This window comes from Holdemanella biformis DSM 3989 (assembly GCF_000156655.1).
Taxonomy (GTDB): domain Bacteria; phylum Bacillota_I; class Bacilli_A; order Erysipelotrichales; family Erysipelotrichaceae; genus Holdemanella; species Holdemanella biformis.
The window spans coordinates 36042-54397 of sequence record NZ_DS996841.1; the positions used below are offsets into that span (position 1 = coordinate 36042).

At 34.7% G+C, this 18356-nt stretch carries 17 protein-coding genes; 4 read left to right on the forward strand and 13 right to left on the reverse strand.

Going from position 1 to position 18356, the window contains the following annotated elements; all coding sequences use genetic code 11:
* Positions 1-4: 4 nt before the first annotated feature.
* The 4 genes from EUBIFOR_RS01715 to parE are packed head-to-tail and all read right to left on the reverse strand — an operon-like array spanning position 5 to position 5533.
* Positions 5-217 carry a YneF family protein gene (locus EUBIFOR_RS01715; RefSeq protein WP_003864166.1) on the reverse strand — a complete coding sequence of 71 codons (213 nt, stop codon included), beginning with the start codon at positions 215-217 and terminating at the stop codon, positions 5-7.
* Between the two features lie 44 nt (positions 218-261).
* A complete protein-coding gene (locus EUBIFOR_RS01720) occupies positions 262-1131 on the reverse strand; it encodes a DMT family transporter (RefSeq protein ID WP_003864167.1) in 870 nt (289 codons plus the stop codon).
* Positions 1128-3611 carry a DNA topoisomerase IV subunit A gene (gene parC, locus EUBIFOR_RS01725; RefSeq protein WP_003864168.1) on the reverse strand — a complete coding sequence of 828 codons (2484 nt, stop codon included), beginning with the start codon at positions 3609-3611 and terminating at the stop codon, positions 1128-1130. Before parC ends, EUBIFOR_RS01720 begins: the two co-directional genes overlap by 4 nt.
* The gene (gene parE, locus EUBIFOR_RS01730; protein WP_003864169.1) at positions 3608-5533 is read right to left on the reverse strand and encodes a DNA topoisomerase IV subunit B; all 1926 of its coding nucleotides are present in this window, start codon (positions 5531-5533) and stop codon (positions 3608-3610) included. The genes parC and parE overlap by 4 nt, the downstream gene beginning before the upstream one ends.
* A gap of 484 nt (positions 5534-6017) precedes the next feature.
* Between parE and plsY the strand changes: the two genes are divergently transcribed.
* Together plsY and EUBIFOR_RS01740 are read left to right on the forward strand one after the other, a co-directional pair.
* Entirely contained in the window at positions 6018-6632 is a 615-nt protein-coding gene (gene plsY / locus EUBIFOR_RS01735) for a glycerol-3-phosphate 1-O-acyltransferase PlsY (RefSeq protein WP_040466053.1), read from the forward strand.
* A gap of 65 nt (positions 6633-6697) precedes the next feature.
* A complete protein-coding gene (locus EUBIFOR_RS01740) occupies positions 6698-7111 on the forward strand; it encodes a competence protein ComK (RefSeq protein WP_167528767.1) in 414 nt (137 codons plus the stop codon).
* A gap of 8 nt (positions 7112-7119) precedes the next feature.
* Here EUBIFOR_RS01740 and EUBIFOR_RS01745 read toward each other — a convergent pair whose 3' ends face one another.
* From EUBIFOR_RS01745 to EUBIFOR_RS01785, 9 genes are all read right to left on the reverse strand, one after another.
* A complete protein-coding gene (locus EUBIFOR_RS01745; RefSeq protein WP_003864173.1) occupies positions 7120-7548 on the reverse strand; it encodes a RidA family protein in 429 nt (142 codons plus the stop codon).
* A 24-nt stretch (positions 7549-7572) separates the two neighbouring features.
* Positions 7573-9918 carry a DNA translocase FtsK gene (locus tag EUBIFOR_RS01750; RefSeq protein ID WP_003864174.1) on the reverse strand — a complete coding sequence of 782 codons (2346 nt, stop codon included), beginning with the start codon at positions 9916-9918 and terminating at the stop codon, positions 7573-7575.
* Between the two features lie 14 nt (positions 9919-9932).
* Complete coding sequence (locus EUBIFOR_RS01755) at positions 9933-11624, reverse strand: ribonuclease J (protein ID WP_003864175.1); 1692 nt, start codon at positions 11622-11624, stop codon at positions 9933-9935.
* Positions 11625-11663: 39 nt separating this feature from the next.
* Positions 11664-13097 carry a tRNA (N6-isopentenyl adenosine(37)-C2)-methylthiotransferase MiaB gene (gene miaB / locus EUBIFOR_RS01760; RefSeq protein ID WP_003864176.1) on the reverse strand — a complete coding sequence of 478 codons (1434 nt, stop codon included), beginning with the start codon at positions 13095-13097 and terminating at the stop codon, positions 11664-11666.
* Positions 13098-13157: 60 nt separating this feature from the next.
* Positions 13158-13331 (reverse strand): 4Fe-4S binding protein, encoded by a 174-nt coding sequence (locus EUBIFOR_RS01765; protein ID WP_040466055.1) that lies wholly within the window; start codon positions 13329-13331, stop codon positions 13158-13160.
* Between the two features lie 142 nt (positions 13332-13473).
* On the reverse strand, positions 13474-15027 hold the full coding sequence (gene rny, locus EUBIFOR_RS01770) for a ribonuclease Y (protein WP_003864178.1): 1554 nt from the start codon (positions 15025-15027) through the stop codon (positions 13474-13476).
* A gap of 119 nt (positions 15028-15146) precedes the next feature.
* Positions 15147-15980 (reverse strand): undecaprenyl-diphosphate phosphatase, encoded by an 834-nt coding sequence (locus EUBIFOR_RS01775; RefSeq protein ID WP_040466056.1) that lies wholly within the window; start codon positions 15978-15980, stop codon positions 15147-15149.
* Positions 15981-16028: 48 nt separating this feature from the next.
* Positions 16029-16199 (reverse strand): 50S ribosomal protein L32, encoded by a 171-nt coding sequence (rpmF, locus tag EUBIFOR_RS01780; RefSeq protein WP_003864180.1) that lies wholly within the window; start codon positions 16197-16199, stop codon positions 16029-16031.
* 11 nt (positions 16200-16210) lie between these two features.
* The gene (locus EUBIFOR_RS01785; protein ID WP_040466057.1) at positions 16211-16720 is read right to left on the reverse strand and encodes a YceD family protein; all 510 of its coding nucleotides are present in this window, start codon (positions 16718-16720) and stop codon (positions 16211-16213) included.
* Between the two features lie 87 nt (positions 16721-16807).
* Here EUBIFOR_RS01785 and EUBIFOR_RS01790 point away from each other — a divergent pair, with 87 nt between their 5' ends.
* Both EUBIFOR_RS01790 and EUBIFOR_RS01795 read left to right on the forward strand, forming a co-directional pair.
* The gene (locus EUBIFOR_RS01790) at positions 16808-17818 is read left to right on the forward strand and encodes a nucleotidyltransferase family protein (protein WP_003864182.1); all 1011 of its coding nucleotides are present in this window, start codon (positions 16808-16810) and stop codon (positions 17816-17818) included.
* On the forward strand, positions 17808-18347 hold the full coding sequence (locus tag EUBIFOR_RS01795) for a YdcF family protein (RefSeq protein WP_003864183.1): 540 nt from the start codon (positions 17808-17810) through the stop codon (positions 18345-18347). Before EUBIFOR_RS01790 ends, EUBIFOR_RS01795 begins: the two co-directional genes overlap by 11 nt.
* The last annotated feature ends 9 nt before the right edge of the window (positions 18348-18356 follow it).

The following is an 18356-nucleotide window of genomic DNA, read 5'->3' on the forward strand; positions in this document are numbered from 1 at the left end:
ATCATTATTTACGGTTTGCGTTTACCGATTTCATGATTTGACGAATTTGTGCTTCACTAGGTTTACGTCCCATTTGTAAGAACATTGCACGAATCATCTTTTCATTAATAGGTGGATTTTCTTTAATTTCTTTTTCAAACTTCTTACGAGTGAAGTAGAAAGTAACCAAGCCACCAATGATGGCTCCCACTATCGTATAAAAAATTGATACACCCATATTTTAGTCAACCTCACTATCTACTCATCTATTCTACTATCTTTTTAAGCTTTTGACAATACGAATTGTCCACTATATTCAGTTAAAATCACGGAAAAGAAGATCAAAAGTCCACCTAAAATCATAATTGGACTCTTTGCTTCATGAAGCAGAACAAAGCCAAATACATTCGCAAATAAAGATTCTGTGCATAAAAGTACACTTGCACTCGATGCATCTGTATACTTTTGTGCCAAGGTCTGTAATTGAAATGCCAAGAATGTTGCCACTACAATCATATAGCCACAACTCATGTAAGCATGCATTGAAATATTTTGTGGAATTGTTTCCAAAGACAATGCGAAAGGAATTGAAAGTAAAGCTGCAACACTCATCTGTACGGCATTGATCGCAATGGAATTACTATTTTCAGTCGCATATTCCAAAGAAATAATGTGACACGCAAAAAACAAAGCACATATCAAAGATAAACAATCTCCAAAACTAAATTGGAAATAGCCTTTTGATAAACTTAAGCAAGCAATGCCTACTAAGCATATTACACTAGCGCCAAGTTGTCTTTTGCTTGGCTTCTTTTTCCATAAAAGCCATACAATATATGGAACAAGAACAACATTGACAGCTGTCAAAAATGCATTTTGACCCGTGTTTGTCATGGCCAAGCCAAAAGTTTGAAATGCGAATGCCAAATACATTAACACCCCTGAAATACTTCCTCGAAATAGTGCTTGTTTTGAAACTTTAACATGACTACAAAGACAAACCACAATACTAACTAGGCTTGCACCAATAAAACGAATCATTAAAACGGTAAAAGGATCAAACGTTTGTAAAGCAGCATCTGTGGCAATGAATCCACCACCCCAAATGGCCGCAACAATTAAACATACTAAATTTGCTTGTTTTTTACTCATGCGTTATCCTCTTCAAATAAAGAAGGTTGTTTGAAATCTTCTTGTTTTACCCAAGATCCATCCAATACATTTTCAAGAGGGCAGATCCATTCAAATGACTCAACTTTTCCATATGGCATTGAAAAAGTTGACTGTGCATTCATCAAACTAATTTCTTTCGCTTCAAATGTAAGGATTTCATCTGTATATATTTCAATTTTCGTATTTAGATCCACCATTTGTAAATTGAAAATAACATTGGGATTCGATTTTACCAACTTACAAATACGATTTCCCTTAGCCGGACGATTTAATGGTGCAATTTCAAGTTGTTTCATACGCTTTAAAGAAAGTGTGGTTGTAGAAATCAATACTTGTTCATCTCTATTTTTACGAATACAAATAGAAGCAACACAATCATCCTTTGCAAGATTCATTGCCTTAACACCTTTTGATTTATTAGAAACCAATGGAATCTGTTCAACCGGATACATTAAACCATATCCTTGTTCACTTACTAAAATCACTTGATCATCTGGTTTATAAGATAGAGATACAGATATCATTTCATCCATACCACCAATTTTCATACAAGTCATCGTTTTATTTGAACGAGAAACCTCAAACTCTTTTAATTCTGTACGTTTGATCATGCCATGACGACTTGCACTCACAACATGTACCCCTGTTTTAAAAGCATCTAATACATAGGCCGCAATGATTTTTTCACTTGAATCCATCTTAATATAATTTGAGATATGACCACCCAAATCTTTCCATTTTGCCTCTTCAATTTGATAAACAGGAATATATCCATATGTTCCACGATTTGTAAAGAAAATCAAAGTCTGTAATGTATGACTCGCCCCATAACAAACCAAAGAATCTGTATCTTTTCTTTGTGTCATTGAATCACTTGATGCATTGAAGCTTCGCATAGATACACGTTTAATATATCCATCACGAGTTACAGTGATCATACATTCTTCTTTTGAGATCATCGCCTTTTCATCAATCACGATTTCCTTAACTTCATGAACGATTTTAGAAAGTCTAGGCGTATTAAATTCTGCATTCACCTTCTCAAGTTCTTCAACCATCACTTTGTGCAATTCAGATTTATCACGAATAATCTTTTCTAATTCTGCAATATCACATTGAAGTTGTTTAAATTCTGCCTTTAATTCTTTTACATCTGTATTCGTCAAACGATATAGACGCATAACAACAATAGCTTCTGCTTGTTTTTCAGTAAAATCAAAACGCTCAATCAAATTCTTTTTGGCATGTGACTTATCTTTCGATTTACGAATGATGTGAATAATTTCATCCATTACACTTACCGCTTTGATCAAACCTTCTAAAATATGAGCACGCTCTTTCTTTGTTTTCAAATCAAATTTACTTCTTCGAATCACCACATCTTCACGATGACTAATAAAGGCATCTAACATCATAGCTAAAGACATTTGTACAGGCGCTTTATTTACAATGGCGATGACGTTGTAGTTATATGAAATTTGTAAATCTGTATTTTTATATAGATAATTTAAAATCTGTTCATCATTACTATCTTTTTTAAGATCCACCACAATACGAAGTCCAGTACGATCACTTTCATCACGAACATCTAAAATACCATCGATTTTTTTATTTAAACGAATCTCATCAATTTTCTTTACAAGATTCGATTTGATCACTTCATAAGGAATCTCATGAATAATAATTTGTTTAATTGTTCGCAAAGGTACTACTTCTACTTTTGAACGAATCAAAACACGTCCACGACCTGTCTGAAAAGCTTGTTTGATACCATCAAGCCCCATCACGATGCCGCCTGTAGGAAAGTCTGGACCTTTCACAAACTGCATCAATTCTTCTAATGAACAATCTGGATGCGAAATACGATAAATACTTGCTTGAATGACTTCATTCAAATTGTGTGGAGGAATATTTGTCGCATACCCTGCCGCAATACCTGTAATTCCATTAACTAATAAATTTGGAAAACGTGCAGGAAGTACGGTTGGTTCCATTTTTTCATCCGAAAAGTTGGGTGCCCATTCCACTGTATCTTTATCAATATCTTGTAGTAAAAAATCACTAATTCTAGCTAAGCGTGCCTCTGTATAACGCATCGCAGCAGCTGGATCATCATCGATAGATCCATTATTTCCTTGCATATCAATTAAAGGATTGGTAATTTTCCAATTTTGTGACATACGAACCATCGCATCATAAACAGAACTATCTCCATGAGGGTGATAATTACCAATTACATTACCTACTGTTTTTGCGGATTTATGGTATGGCTTATTGTATGTATTTCCATCTTCATACATCGCATATAAAATACGTCTTTGAACTGGCTTTAGTCCATCCCTAGCATCAGGTAAAGCACGTTCCTGAATAATATATTTTGAATATCTGGCAAAACGATCCGCCATGATATCTTCTAAAGAATTCTTTAAAACATTATGTTTTACTTCTTTTTCTTTCACGCACTTACCTCCCTATAATCATCTTCTAATGTGAATACAACATTGTCTTCGATCCAATTACGACGAAGTTCTGCCTTATCTCCCATTAGTTCAGTCACTCTTTTTTCGGCCATCATCGCATTTTCAATGGTCACACAAAGAAGAGTTCTAGATTCTGGATTCATTGTCGTATCCCAAAGCTGAGTAGCATTCATTTCACCAAGACCTTTATATCGTGTAATGGTATAGCCATTTTTCAATTCCGCTTTTTTCTCATCCAACTCTTCATTTGTATATAAATAATATTCTTTTCCACCCTTGGCAATACGATATAGTGGTGGAAGAGCAATATATAACATTTCATGCGTGATCAATTCACGCATATAGCGATAGAAGAATGTCAATAATAAGTTTTGAATATGTGCTCCATCATCATCCGCATCGGTCATAATAATAACTTTATAGTAGTTTGAATCTTCAGCCGTAAAATTAGCACCTACACCTGCCCCTAAGGCATGAATGATCGTATTCAATTCTTCATTTTTTTCAATGGCTTCAAGACTTGCCTTTTCTGTATTTAAAACCTTCCCACGTAAAGGTAAAATTGCTTGATATTTTGAATCACGACCCTGTTTTGCAGAACCCCCCGCAGAATCACCTTCGACTAAATATAATTCTTTTCTTCTTGCATCTTTACTTTGAGCCGATGCCAACTTTCCAGATAAAACTCTTTCCGAACGATTTTTCCCTTTTCCATTACGAATATCTGCACGCGCTTTTCTTGCAGCATTTCGAGCTTGTGCAGCCTTGATGATCTTACGTACTAGAGCATTGGCAATCTCTTTATTTTCTTCTAAGAAATAACGAAGATTTTCGGATACAACCGTTTCGGTTGCAGGTTTAGCTTCTGGACTCCCCAATTTCTCTTTGGTCTGTCCTTCAAATTGTAAATAATCTTCTGGAATGGTTAAATTAATGACTAATGTTAATCCTTCCCTAACATCATTTCCATCAAAGCCTTTATCTTTTTCTTTTAAGAAACCATTTTTACGTGCATATTCATTAAATACTTTCGTAAAAGCTTGTTTAGCACCCGTTTCATGAGAGCCCCCATCACGAGTACGAACCATATTCGTAAATGAGAAAATGTTTTCTTGATACTCATCTGTATATTGGAAACATCCTTCAACGACGATTTGATTACTTTCACCTCTAAAGCTAATTGAATCATGCATTGGTGTATGATCTTGATTTACTTCGTCAATAAATGCTTTTAATCCATCTTCATATTGATAGATAACTTCTTTTTCTTCTTTGCGCTTATCACGAACAATCATTTTTAATCCTTTTAATAAAAAGGCATCTTCTTGAGCTCTTTCACAAATGGTAGAATATGAAAAATGAACCGTCTTAAAGATAGTCGGATCCGGTTTAAAGGTTACCGTACTTCCAGTACGATTGGTTTTTCCTACTTTTTCAAGTTTTCCAATCTTACTTCCCCCATCTTCAAATGTCATACTCCAAATATCTTTTCCATCATGTACTGTAACTTTACACCATGTACATAGAGCATTTACAACACTTGCACCTACACCATGTAATCCTCCAGCACTTGTATAGCCTCCATGACTTGTAAATTTACCACCTGCATGTAAAATAGTAAAAATAACTTGAAGTGTACTTACTCCTGATTTATGTTTTCCAACAGGCATTCCTCGCCCATGATCTTCAACTGTTACACTGCCATCTTTTTCTAGGGTAATCGCAATTTCATTTCCATAGCCATTTAAAGCCTCGTCAATCGCATTATCAACAATTTCCCATACAAGATGATGCAAACCTTTTGAATCCGTAGATCCAATATACATACCTGGACGCTTTCTTACGGCATCCAAGCCTTCTAAAATAACGATACTACTTTCATCATATTGTTGTTTTGGCATACTATCCCTACTTTCCAACGTAATCTTTATTATATCAACAAATCAAAAAAAGTGCACATAAATTCCGTCAATTCCATTTGATTATACACGCTATATATACATTATTCATGTCAAATTAAAAAGGTGCTTTCACACCTTATGCTTAAACTTATATTTACCTTTTCCATATCTTTTGACAAATTCTATAATCCCTACTTTCAACAATTTAGAAACACGCTTAGATACAGCTAAAATCTTTAACTCATCCAAATATTTTCATATGATCTAATCCATTGTTCAGTTTTTGTAACTCAATACCTTTAAAAAAACATTATCCACTTTATTCGATTTTGTTTGTGATTCGTTTTAGACTTTGCAGCATAGAATCCTACCCTTATTCGTATACGTTTTTTATCCACACTCTTTGTATCCAATAATTAATTTTTTCATCCAATTCTCGACTAAGAAGATGAAAACTGCTAAAATAAGTTTCGAGGTGGAAGAAATGAAAACTATTCTATGTATTTTATTAGGTTACTTATTAGGATCTTTACCCTTCGCATTGATTATTGGTAAAGTTTTCTATCATACAGACATACGCCAATATGGCTCAGGCAATTTAGGCGGAACAAACGCCGGAAGAGTTCTAGGTAAGAAAGCCGGCATTTCTGTTATTGTATTTGATGTTTTAAAAGTAGTACTTGCGATTGCGATTGCGACACAAGTATCTAAGGTTGCAGGGATCTGGACTGGACTTGCATGCTGCATCGGACATTGTTATCCTATTTTCGCGAAATTCCATGGAGGCAAAGCCGTCAGTACAATGTTTGGCTTCTTATTTTCTACAAGCATTTTCTTATTTCAAGATGCAAGCTACTTACTTGTACCATTTGGCATGTTTATAATTATCCTATACTTATTTAAATATGTTTCTCTAGCAAGTATGTGTGCAGCCATTTCAAGTAGCTTATACATTACAGCCTTAATGCTAGGATTCAATGTTGAAAGCATTTCTGTTATTATCGCAAGCTGGCTTATGACTGTACTCGTTATTTATAGACATCGTACAAATATCGAAAAAATCAAAAAGGGTATAGAAAATACAATCTCGTGGTTATAGAAAGTTTTTTAATAAACTTTCTTTTTTTTATGTCTTTTTCACATTGGACCCGTATTATAGATAATATGAACTATTTATACTATGAACATAAATCAAGCCAAGTCTGCATGGTAAAAGAAGATGAAAGAATGTATCATGCTTGTTTAAGCACACATAATTACTTAAATGAAATGTGTCTTATGAATGGATTTAGCCTAAAAGGAAGGCAAGAAGCCTTTATCTATCAAATGAAGACCAAAAAATTCATTCCCGTTGTTGTGAATATTTCAAAACAAGAAGTATACTTTCCGACCAAATCAAAAAAAGCACATGACTGTATATGGATCAATTATGCCAATATCCAAAATGTCATGTACTATCATTCCTATTGTAGAATTTCTTTTAAGGATGGTACCTTCTTAGATTGCGACCATCCCAAAAGAATTCGCAATTCAATGCACCTTATATTTCGCTTTTTAAATAAAAATACACCGTTTTAACCGGTGTATTAGTGGCATCCTCCGCCACATGATGAACAATCATGTGAGCAACTTGATTGTTGCATTTGTTCTTCATGACGAAGTGTATTTACGCCAAGTCCCTCAATGCATACAGTAGCATTATCTGCTAAATTCGATACTTCTACGATTGTACATGCAGGGAATGGTTCATCTACAAAGTTTTTAAATGTATTCAAGAATGCATCTTTATCCTCGATATTCTTTAAATACACTGTGAACTTCACAACATGATGAAGTTGTAAACCATAGTTTGATAAAACATCAATTACTTTATTAATAGCTGTAATTGTTTGTTCCTGAATTGTTTCTCCAAGGCCTGTTTGACCACTTAAATAAAAGAAGTCTCCCAATTGAACCATATTTGAAACACATGGTGTTCCTTCTTGTTTTCCTGCTGATTTTAAAAATATATTCATAGTTAAAATTCCTTTCTTCTTCTATTATATAGAATCTATATCATCTTCTAAAGTATTTTGCACTAAAATTTCTCTAGGCTTACTACCTCTTGAAGGACCAATGATACCATTTGCCTCTAAAACATCCATTAATCTTGCAGCTCTAGAGTATCCTACTGAAAATTTTCTTTGAATCAAAGACGTGCTCGCCTTTCTTGATGCGATCACAAAACGTTTCACTTCCTCATATAAAGGATCTGCCGTAACATTTTGTGCCTCATTACCTTGATTCTGTAGATCTTTTAATTGAATAAAGGCATCATCATATTTTGGCATTGCCTGCGATTTCACAAATGCACAAATATTATTAACTTCTTCATCCTTAATAAAGACACCCTGAATACGTCTAGGACTCGTTTCTCCATTTGGCAAATACAACATATCACCATTTCCAAGTAATCGCTCTGCTCCAACTTGATCCAAAATCGTTCTTGAATCCACAGCTTGTGATACCGCAAAGGCAATACGACTTGGAATATTTGCCTTAATTACACCCGTAATAACATCCACGCTTGGTCTTTGTGTGGCAACAATCAAATGAATTCCTGCAGCACGTGCAAGCTGCGTAATTCTTTGAATGCTTGCTTCCACCTCTTTAGCTGCCACCAACATCAAATCCGCAAGCTCATCAATAATAATGACAATACGAGGTAAAACCTTTAAGTGTTCATCATTATGCGTTAAAACATATTCATTATATGCCGTAATATTACGAACACCTAATTCACCAAATAAATCATAACGACGATCCATCATTTCTACAATGACCTTCAACGCCTTATTGGCAAGATCTCCATCTGTAATTACTGGAGATAATAAATGTGGTACATCATTATAGGGTGTAAACTCTACTTTTTTAGGATCAATCAAAACCAATTTCACTTCATCCGGTTTTGTACGCATTAATATCGAAGAAATGATCGCATTTACACAGACCGATTTACCACTACCTGTAGCTCCTGCAATCAATAAGTGCGGCATACGATTTAATTCACCATAGACATTATTTCCCATTAAATCTTTTCCCAAACAGAAAAGTAACTTTTTATCTTTCATCGAATCCGGAATTGTACGCATCAAATCCTTCATCTGAACACTTGTCTTTTCAACATTTGGAATCTCAATTCCAACACTTGCCTTACCAGGAATTGGAGCCTCAATACGAATATCTTTAGCTGCAAGACCCATCTTGATGTCATTTTGTAAGTTACTGATTTTATTAACACGAACACCAAGTTCTGGTTTGATTTCAAACTTTGTTACACTCGGCCCAATATGAATCTGAACAAGATTGGCTTCGACACCAAATTCATGTAGGATTTCAATCAGTTTTTCCCCTTTTTCCTTAGCTGTAATTGTATTCGCATTGGATCTTGATTTTCTTTCCATATCCTCTAAAACATTCAATTTTGGAAGCTTATAGTTCTTAAAATCCGAATTTTCATCCCGAATATAATGCTTAGGCTCCGTTTTTTCTACAACCCCTTCATTAACGACAGGCACTTCATTTTTTTCAACAACTTTTTCTTTTGGCTCATCATCCACATCCACCATAAAGCTAGGCTTTCTAGGCTCAAGATCTCCAATAATCAAAGGTTCATCTTCCTTTGTTTCTTCAACGACAGGATCTGGTTGTACAGGTTTTACTGGATCGGCATTGATGATTTGAAAACTCGATTCATTTGTATCTTCGTCTTCAAATATGAAATTCTTACGATCAATCGATACCGGAGTTTCCTTGACTGGTTCACTTTTCAAAACCTTTTTAGGCTTTCTTTCATATCCCACAATCTTTTCATAACCAAACATCAATATCGCAAGCACAAAAAATAATAGTACCATGACATAGGTTCCAGAATAATCGAATAATGACTGAAAAAGACATAGCAACAAAGCTCCTGCTAATCCAGAATATGTTTTCAAATGACCCGTAATAATATTACCGGCATTTTCCATAATATATTTTAATCCATAACTACCTGGATTTGGTTTAAACTCCATAATCGAAGAAATCAAACTTAAACCAAGTGCCAAAAATAAGATTCCAAACATATAACGCTTACGAATCACAGGCTGTTCCTTATGGAAAATAAGAACTGCACACAAGGTAGCATTCAAAATAAATAATCCATTTGTCAAAGCTCCAAATAAGAATTCAAAGAAATGTTTTAAAAAAGCGCCTACAATGCCAAATTCTAAAACGGCAATAATACTAATACATATCATACAAATAAGGAAACACAAACGAAATAAGTTTGAGTGCAACCAAGACGTTTGTGTTTTCTTCTTCGTAGATTTTTTTCGTGTTGTTTTTTTTCTGGCTTTTGCCATACTTACCCCACTTTCTACTTATTTAAGTTAATTTCTAAAATAACCGGTAAAATCATCGGTCTTTTTGCGGTTTGTTTATAAAGATATTTAGAAACTTTATCACGAATCAAATTTCGTGTCTCTAAATTATCATACGTTTTATTTTCAACCGCCTCATTGATTGTGTCTTCCATAATTTTGGCAACATCCCCAGTGATATATTCGGCATCGCGCAAATAGATCAATCCACGACTTTGTACATCTGGACCATTGATGATCTTTTTCGTTTTCGCATTAATACCAATCGCCAAAATCATAACACCATCCGTACTTAATGTTTCACGATCTTTCAAGACAACACCAGCCATATCCCAGTTTTCTTTTCCATCGATCATTGTTTCATGAAGTTCTAATTCCATAGCACAAGAAACCAATTTACGATTTTCAAAAGTAGCAACCTGACCATTATCTAAAATAATGATACGGCTTGGATCATATCCCATTTCAACCGCAATCTGTGAATTCATATGCAACAGACGATATTCCCCTTTAATTGGAATGTAGTATTTTGGTTTTGTAAGGAAGATCATCATCTTCAAATCTTCTTTACTAGGGTGCATACTCAAAACATTCTTGTCTAGAACAATGATTTCACCCTCTTTTTTATACATATCATTTTCCATGCTCTTGAATTCATTTTCAACACCAGGAACAACTGGACTTGCGACCACGATCACATCATCCTGATCAAATACAATCGACTCTAATTCATTATTGGCAATATTGTTGATTGTTTTAAACAAAGACTTACCTTGTCCAGAAATGATGACTACGACATCTTTCATGGAATTATCAAAATCAGCTGGATCAATAACTAAAGATGGATCGACTTCATAGCCAATTTCCTTTAAACGATCCACTAAATCACGTAATTCCTTCGTATAGAAAACCATCTTACGATGATTTGCCACACAACAATCAATGATTTCCTGAATGCGATACACACTTTGTGTATATACACTGACAAAAACACGTTTATTTTCATGTGTTTCTAACACCTGTAAAAGCTTTGGTGAAATACGATGACTTGGAGAAGTATGACCACTTCTTTCAGCCCCCTTACTTTCCTGCAACAATACCAATACACCTTCATTACCTAGTTCCGATATTGTTGTAAAATCAGCTCTATAAGCATCTTCTAAATCATCATAGTCCTCAATGAACTCACCTGAATATACGATATATCCTTGTTCAGTACCAATCGCAAGACCAAACGTTCCAGGATATGCATGGGTAATTGGGAAAAAGACAACTCTTCTTTTTCCAATGCGCTTCTTTTCGTTACGCTTAACACCATGAACACGCACGCCCGTAATGTGTTCCTGTCGAATCATTTTTTGTACTTCTTTTACAGCTAGAGGCGCCGTATACACATCACAAGGAACTTGTTTTAATAAATATGGTAAAGCTCCCATAACATCATCGTGTCCATGCGTAATAAAAATACCTGCGACACGATTTTTATTTTCCACTAAATATGTAAAATCTTGAATAATAAATTCAATACCTAACGATTCTTTGTTGTCTGGAAATTTGATTCCAGCTTCAATTACGTAGATGGATTGATCCACCTCCACACAGAATAAGTTCTTTCCATCCTCATCTAAACCACCAAGGGCGAAGATACGAATTTTTTCTGTCAATGAAGGCATTTTTTCTTCTTTCATATTATCTCCTTTTAAATAGTATTATTTTTCTAAATTATATCACACAGCTACGCCATCTAAAGAGAAAGTTTTCGCATCTAAGATCTTAACTTCAACAAAATCTCCTGCTTGAAGATTTTCTCCTTTAAAGTTCACTAGTTTTTGCGTATCTGTGTATCCCGAATACACATTTTCATCTTTCTTACTAGGACCATCCACAAGTACTGTCACTGTACGACCAATATAAGCTTTGTTCTTTTCTAAAGCTAAATCATTCCATGTCTTATTTAATCTAGCCAAACGTTTTCTCTTTGTCTCCATATCAATCGAATCATGCATACGACTGGCTGGTGTACCAGGTCTTGCAGAGAAAATAAACGTAAAGGCATTATCATATTTACAATAACGAACAACATCTAATGTATGTTCAAATTGTTCATCTGTTTCATTTGGAAATCCAACAATGATATCTGTTGAAACAGCAACATTTGGAATTGTATTGATGATCTTATCATATAAAGCCAAATAAGATTCTTTTGTATAACGACGACCCATTAACTTAAGTACATCATCATCTCCAGATTGTAAAGGCAAGTGAATAAACGGCATGATATTATCATACTTTGCGATGACATCAATCATTTGTTCAGAGAAATCCCAAGGATGACTCGTTGTAAAACGAACACGAGGAATTCCAATCTTAGCCACTTCCTCTAATAAAGTCGCAAAATCTTGCTCATTATCCATATCTTTACCATATGCATTTACATTTTGCCCAAGCAATGTAATTTCTTTATATCCCTCATCTTTCAATTCTTGAACTTCTTTTAAGATTTCAGACATCTTTCTAGAACGCTGTTTTCCACGAGTATAAGGAACAATACAATATGTACAGAATTTGTCACAACCATACATAATATTGACCCAAGCCTTGAATGTTCCAAAACGATGTACTGGTAGATTTTCGTAAACTTCTCCTTCTTTCGAATAGATTTTTACGACCTTTTTACCTTCGAACATACAACTATAAAGCATACTTGGAAGTTCTTGAATATTGTGTGTTCCAAACAACAAGCGTACCTGAGGATATTTTGTAAGTAAAGTTTCAACCAAGCCTTCTTCTTGCGCCATACAACCACATACGCCAATGATCAAATCTTTATTTTCGCGATATAAACGCTTAAAGTTACCAATCTCACCTAAGACTTTCTCTTCGGCATTTTGACGAATCGCACACGTATTGATGATAATGACATCACTGCCTTCAGCCGTTTCATTCGGTGTAAATCCTAGCTCATCTAAAATTCCAGCCAATGTTTCGCTATCACGTTCATTAGCTTGACAACCATATGTTGAAATAAAATATGTTTTTCCTCTTCCCATCATACGAGCTACTTCAGGAATCGTGAAAGTATCAATACGATCAATTGTATTTGTAGTTCGTTTTTGTGCTTCTTTTAAATCGGGTAAAACCCATCCTGGTTTTTGTTTCATATGTTCTCCTTTCGAAAAAAAATGCCAAGCATTAAGCTTGGCAAATGTTTTTAATTTGAATTACTGGTTGATTGCTCCAACTGGGCAAGTTCCTACGCATGAACCGCAGTCGATGCAAGTTCCTTCGTCACAAACTGATTTTCCTTCATCATCTAATGAAAGAGCTCCAACAGGACATCCTCCTACACAAGCACCACATCCGATGCAAGCATCTTTATCGATATTTACTGCCATTGTCATTTCCTCCTTGTTTAATAATTTATACTCAAATTATACTATATCCTAGAAGTGAATCAAGGCAGTTTAGTAAGTGCAGGCTTACCATAATTCATTTACCAAACTAAAAAATTGAAGTCGGGACTAAAGCCCGACATTTTTATTTTGCGTATTCCTGGGCACGTGTCTCACGAATAACATTTACTTTGATTTGACCTGGATATGTCAATTCAGATTCAATCTTATCTCGAATATCACGAGCTAATTTTACACAAGTCAAGTCATCAACGTGTTCTGGATTTACAAGCACACGAATTTCACGACCTGCCTGAATCGCAAATGCATTCGCAACACCATCAAATCCATTCGCAATCTTTTCTAAGTTTTCAAGACGGTTGATGTAAGCTTGAGCACTTTCTTTACGAGCTCCAGGTCTTGCAGCACTAATTGTATCTGCCGCAATAACCAAATGGCTTGTTAAGAATTTTGGCTCTACATCCCCATGGTGAGAGTGGATCGCATTTAATACAATTTCTTTTTCACCATGCTTTTTACAGAATTTGTATCCCAATTCAACATGAGATCCATCTTGTTGCTCAATATTCAATGCCTTACCAATATCATGCAATAGACCTGCACGTTTGGCAATTTGTTGATTCAATCCAAGTTCAGCTGCCATGCATCCCGCAATATAGGCAACTTCCATAGAATGCTGTAATGCATTTTGTCCATAAGAATAACGATACTTCAATGTACCAATTAATTTTACAATTTCACGATCAATTCGACCAATACCCAATTTGAAGATAGCATCTTCTCCAGCCTTCATGATTTCTTGATCAATTTCATTCTGGTATTTCTTTACAACATCCTCAATACGTCCTGGCTGAATTCTTCCATCACGAATCAAGTGTTCTAACGCAAGTCGAGCCACTTCACGACGCACCGGATTAAAACATGTGATCGTAATCAAATCTGGTGTATCATCAATATTCAATTCAACACCAGTAGCTTGTTCAAAACAACGAATATTACGACCTTCACGGCCAATAATACGTCCCTTCATTTCTTCACCAGGTAAAGACACAACACTGACTGTTTTTTCCTGTGTTTCTTGTTGAGACATACGCTCAATAGCTAAAGCAATGATATTTTGCGCTTTTTCATTGGCAGTTGCTTTTGCCTCATCCTCTTTATCTTTGATATATGCGATTGTTTCATGTTCCATTTTCTTCTCTACAATCGCAAACAATTCTTCTCTGGCTGCCTGGCTTGACATTTTGGCAACACTTTCTAAAACAACAACTTGTTTATCAATTTCTTCTTGTAATTTCTTTTCTTTTTCGTCTAATGATGTCAGTTTGTCAGCAACACTCTTCATCTTTTCATTAATCTGACGCTCTTTTTGATTTAACGCTTCATCACGAAAATTCAAGTTATCTTCTCTACGCAACAACTTGTTCTCTAATTCCATTGATTCTTGTTTACGTTCTTTAATTTCTTTTTCAGCTTCAACACGCAAATCATGAGCCTGTGTCTTTCCGTCTAGCACAGCTTGTTTCACGCGAGAGTCTGCTTCATTTTGAGCTTCTTTTAAAATTTGTTCTGCTTTTTGCTGATTCTTATTTAAACCTGCTTTGGAAATTCCGACCATACAGCCAGATCCAATCGCAAGACCTGCGACACCAGACAAAACGATCCATAGTACATCCATACTATTTCCTCCTTTTCGTCCTTTGTTCTAGGTAAAACCAAAAATATTATACACGAAAACAGGCATAAAGTCTATCGTGTCAAATCCTAAAATAAAAGATGTTTGTCTAGACAAACACCTTAGAAAATGGCACGAACCATAAAGAAAACTAAAACAATTATACCAAGTGCGATACGATACCATCCAAACACTTTGAAATCATGCTTTTTAATATAAGACATTAAGAAACGAATCACAAAAATAGAAACGACAAATGCCACAATCATTCCAAAGGCAAGAATAAAAAATTCCAATAAACTAAACGAGAATCCAAATTTCACTAATTTTAATAGACTAGCACCAAACATAACTGGAATCGCTAAAAAGAAAGTAAATTCGGCCGCTACAGCACGACTTACACCAATCATTAATCCACCAATGATTGTGGATCCAGATCTTGAAGTTCCAGGTAAAACAGCTGCCACAACTTGAAATAAGCCAATAATGAGCGCATCTTTATAAGATAAGGCAGCAAGGGTATCTACACTTGGACGCATATTTTTATTACGATTTTCTACATAGATAAACGCAACACCCACTAAAATCAACATAATCGCAACCACAAATCCATTATATAAATGTGCATCGATCCAATCATCTAATAATAAGCCAATAACAGCTGCTGGAATTGTAGCCACCAAAATTTTTGACCATAAGATCCAAATGGATTTAACAGGAACATATTTTCCTTTATTATTTTTTCTAAAAGGAAATATTTTATTACAATACAATAAAACAACCGCTAAGATTGCACCCAATTGAATCACAACAAGAAACATACTCCAGAATGAACTTGATACATTCATCGGCATAATTTCTTCCAATAAAATCATATGACCTGTTGAGCTAACAGGAAGCCATTCCGTAATTCCTTCAACAATGCCATACAATATAGATTTTAAAATCTCAATCATATTTTCCTCCATACTACAGAAAAAGCCAGGATTTACCTGGCTAATTTACTACTTTTCAACGATTTGTTTGCCGTTGTATTCGCCACAAGAGCACATCTTGTGAGCAAGTTTATATTCACCACAATTTGGACAACGAGTCAACGCTGGTTTCACCAATTTGTAATGTGTTCTACGTTTTGCTTTACGTGTTTTTGAATTTCTTCTCTGTTGAACTGCCATGCTTGCACCTCCTAGTCATCATCCAGTTTGAAATCATTTAATTTTTCCCATCGTGGATCAATTTTTGGCTCTTCTCTATCTTGATCCGATAAAAGCTGCCAACCATCTCCCTTTGGATATTGATCACGAGGTAAACGAGTGATACTCATTGGAGCCTCATATAATATCGCCTGGAAAATCTCTGGGTTAATATCGATTGTATCTTTTTTCACCACGATAATTTCCTGATCCTCTGCATCCTCTACAGGAACAAAAGAATACGTTTGTTGCGACTCCGTCTCAAATGGAACATCAATATCTTCATTTGTGATGGAATCTAGAACAACCATTGTTCCGTCCATACTCAAATCACTCGATACGAAATTCATTCCGTCAAACTCTAATGTACCCGTAACATGTACATCTGGAACAGACTTGACAGAAGTATGATGAAGCAGATCGTTTTCTTCAATCGCAATCCATTCATCGATCTCAATAATATGGTTATTTGCATTTAAGAAGTCTTTTCTATTAAATTTCACGATCTTCACCTCATGTCGCATTTGATATTATAATAAAAGTAATTCATAAAGTCAATATTTCCACAAGAAAAAGATTCTGTTATCATAATGAATATGAAAACGTGCGGAATTATTACAGAATATAATCCTTTTCACCAAGGACATATTTATCATATCAAAAAAACGAAAGAATTAACACAATGTAATTGCTTAATTGCGATTGTGTCCAATCATTTTACCCAAAGAGGCTTACCTAGCCTTTTAAGTATGGAAGATAAGACTAAACTTGCTCTAGAAGCCGGTTGCAACCTTGTGATTGAACTTCCTGCTTGTTATGCAGCACAAAGTGCCGATTACTTTGCTAAATATGCAATTGAATCTTTGCATGCGTTAAATATCGATCAAATTTGTTTTGGCTCAGAAACAAACAACATTGTCTTGCTAAGAGAGTATGCCAAACAAATGGAGTCGACAAAAGTAGATCCATCATTAAGTATGAATCGAAATTTATATTCAAAAGACATACAACCAAATGACATCTTAGGCATTCAATATATCAAACAATGTGACAAGTATAATATCCTTCCACAATCCATTTCTCGAAAGGATACTTTCAAAAGTGCCACACAAACACGTAAAGAATACTTTGAAGGCATTGCTCAATTTAAGGATGCCTACTTCAATCCCAATCAAACTTGGGACACTTACTATCCATATCTTAGAAAATTCTTGATTTTAACTGACACAAATATTTTATCCACCTATTTTCTAGTCAATGAAGGTATTGAATATCGCTTAAAAGAAAATGCCAAGAAATATTTGAAATGGGAAGAGTTTCTGTTGGCATCCATTTCTAAAACATACACAAAAGCTCGAATTCAAAGAACTTGTATGTTTATTCTTCTACAAATCACAAAAGCACAGATGCAAGAAAACAATCGTTTCAATCAAGTGATCGTAGCAGGATTTGATTCAATTGGACAAGCATTTCTTAAAGACAAACAAGTCGTCACAAAATTTAAAGAGCTTCCTAAATTCCTTCAAGAAATCGAACTCAAATGTCAATATTTATCTTTTGATACATTTCAAGCTAGAAAGGTGATTTATTATGATCGCTAGTTTATGCATTTTAATCCTTGCATGTATATACATTTATTTCTTCCCCTTTATCCCAAAAAGAAAGAAACACTATACATATGCATTGCTACTTGGATGTCCTGCTCATGATGATGGAACGATGTCTTCAAGTCAAATTAAAAGATGTAATTTAGCCATAAAAGCATATCAACAAAACCTTTACGATACATTAATTATTTCCGGTTCCAATGTAAAAAATGAATTTATCGAAGCCAAAGTTATGCATGCTTATATTCAAAATAAAATGGATATTCCAACCATTCTAGAAACAAACGCAAGAAATACATTTGAGAATTTCAAATTTTCAAAAGATATTATTCAAAAACAAGATGTATTGATTTTAACATCACAAACTCACGCCAAAAGAGCTTGTGCCATTGCCAGACAATTCTTTTCAGATTATGGCTGTATGTGGTTTAAAGATTTAAAACCTAAACACATCACAAGAGAAATCGTTTCTCGTATTCTTTATATTAAAATTGAATTTTTAAAAAAAATAGGAAGGTACTAAAAACACCTT

What these genes read in the sequence shown, in the direction of transcription:
- EUBIFOR_RS01715 (WP_003864166.1), bottom strand. Translation starts at nt 217, where the DNA reads ATGGGTGTATCAATTTTTTATACGATAGTGGGAGCCATCATTGGTGGC.
- EUBIFOR_RS01720 (WP_003864167.1), bottom strand. Translation starts at nt 1,131, where the DNA reads ATGAGTAAAAAACAAGCAAATTTAGTATGTTTAATTGTTGCGGCCATT.
- parE (WP_003864169.1), bottom strand. Translation starts at nt 5,533, where the DNA reads ATGCCAAAACAACAATATGATGAAAGTAGTATCGTTATTTTAGAAGGC.
- plsY (WP_040466053.1), top strand. Translation starts at nt 6,018, where the DNA reads ATGAAAACTATTCTATGTATTTTATTAGGTTACTTATTAGGATCTTTA.
- EUBIFOR_RS01740 (WP_167528767.1), top strand. Translation starts at nt 6,698, where the DNA reads ATGAACTATTTATACTATGAACATAAATCAAGCCAAGTCTGCATGGTA.
- EUBIFOR_RS01745 (WP_003864173.1), bottom strand. Translation starts at nt 7,548, where the DNA reads ATGAATATATTTTTAAAATCAGCAGGAAAACAAGAAGGAACACCATGT.
- EUBIFOR_RS01750 (WP_003864174.1), bottom strand. Translation starts at nt 9,918, where the DNA reads ATGGCAAAAGCCAGAAAAAAAACAACACGAAAAAAATCTACGAAGAAG.
- EUBIFOR_RS01755 (WP_003864175.1), bottom strand. Translation starts at nt 11,624, where the DNA reads ATGAAAGAAGAAAAAATGCCTTCATTGACAGAAAAAATTCGTATCTTC.
- miaB (WP_003864176.1), bottom strand. Translation starts at nt 13,097, where the DNA reads ATGAAACAAAAACCAGGATGGGTTTTACCCGATTTAAAAGAAGCACAA.
- EUBIFOR_RS01765 (WP_040466055.1), bottom strand. Translation starts at nt 13,331, where the DNA reads ATGGCAGTAAATATCGATAAAGATGCTTGCATCGGATGTGGTGCTTGT.
- rny (WP_003864178.1), bottom strand. Translation starts at nt 15,027, where the DNA reads ATGGATGTACTATGGATCGTTTTGTCTGGTGTCGCAGGTCTTGCGATT.
- EUBIFOR_RS01775 (WP_040466056.1), bottom strand. Translation starts at nt 15,980, where the DNA reads ATGATTGAGATTTTAAAATCTATATTGTATGGCATTGTTGAAGGAATT.
- rpmF (WP_003864180.1), bottom strand. Translation starts at nt 16,199, where the DNA reads ATGGCAGTTCAACAGAGAAGAAATTCAAAAACACGTAAAGCAAAACGT.
- EUBIFOR_RS01790 (WP_003864182.1), top strand. Translation starts at nt 16,808, where the DNA reads ATGAATATGAAAACGTGCGGAATTATTACAGAATATAATCCTTTTCAC.
- EUBIFOR_RS01795 (WP_003864183.1), top strand. Translation starts at nt 17,808, where the DNA reads ATGATCGCTAGTTTATGCATTTTAATCCTTGCATGTATATACATTTAT.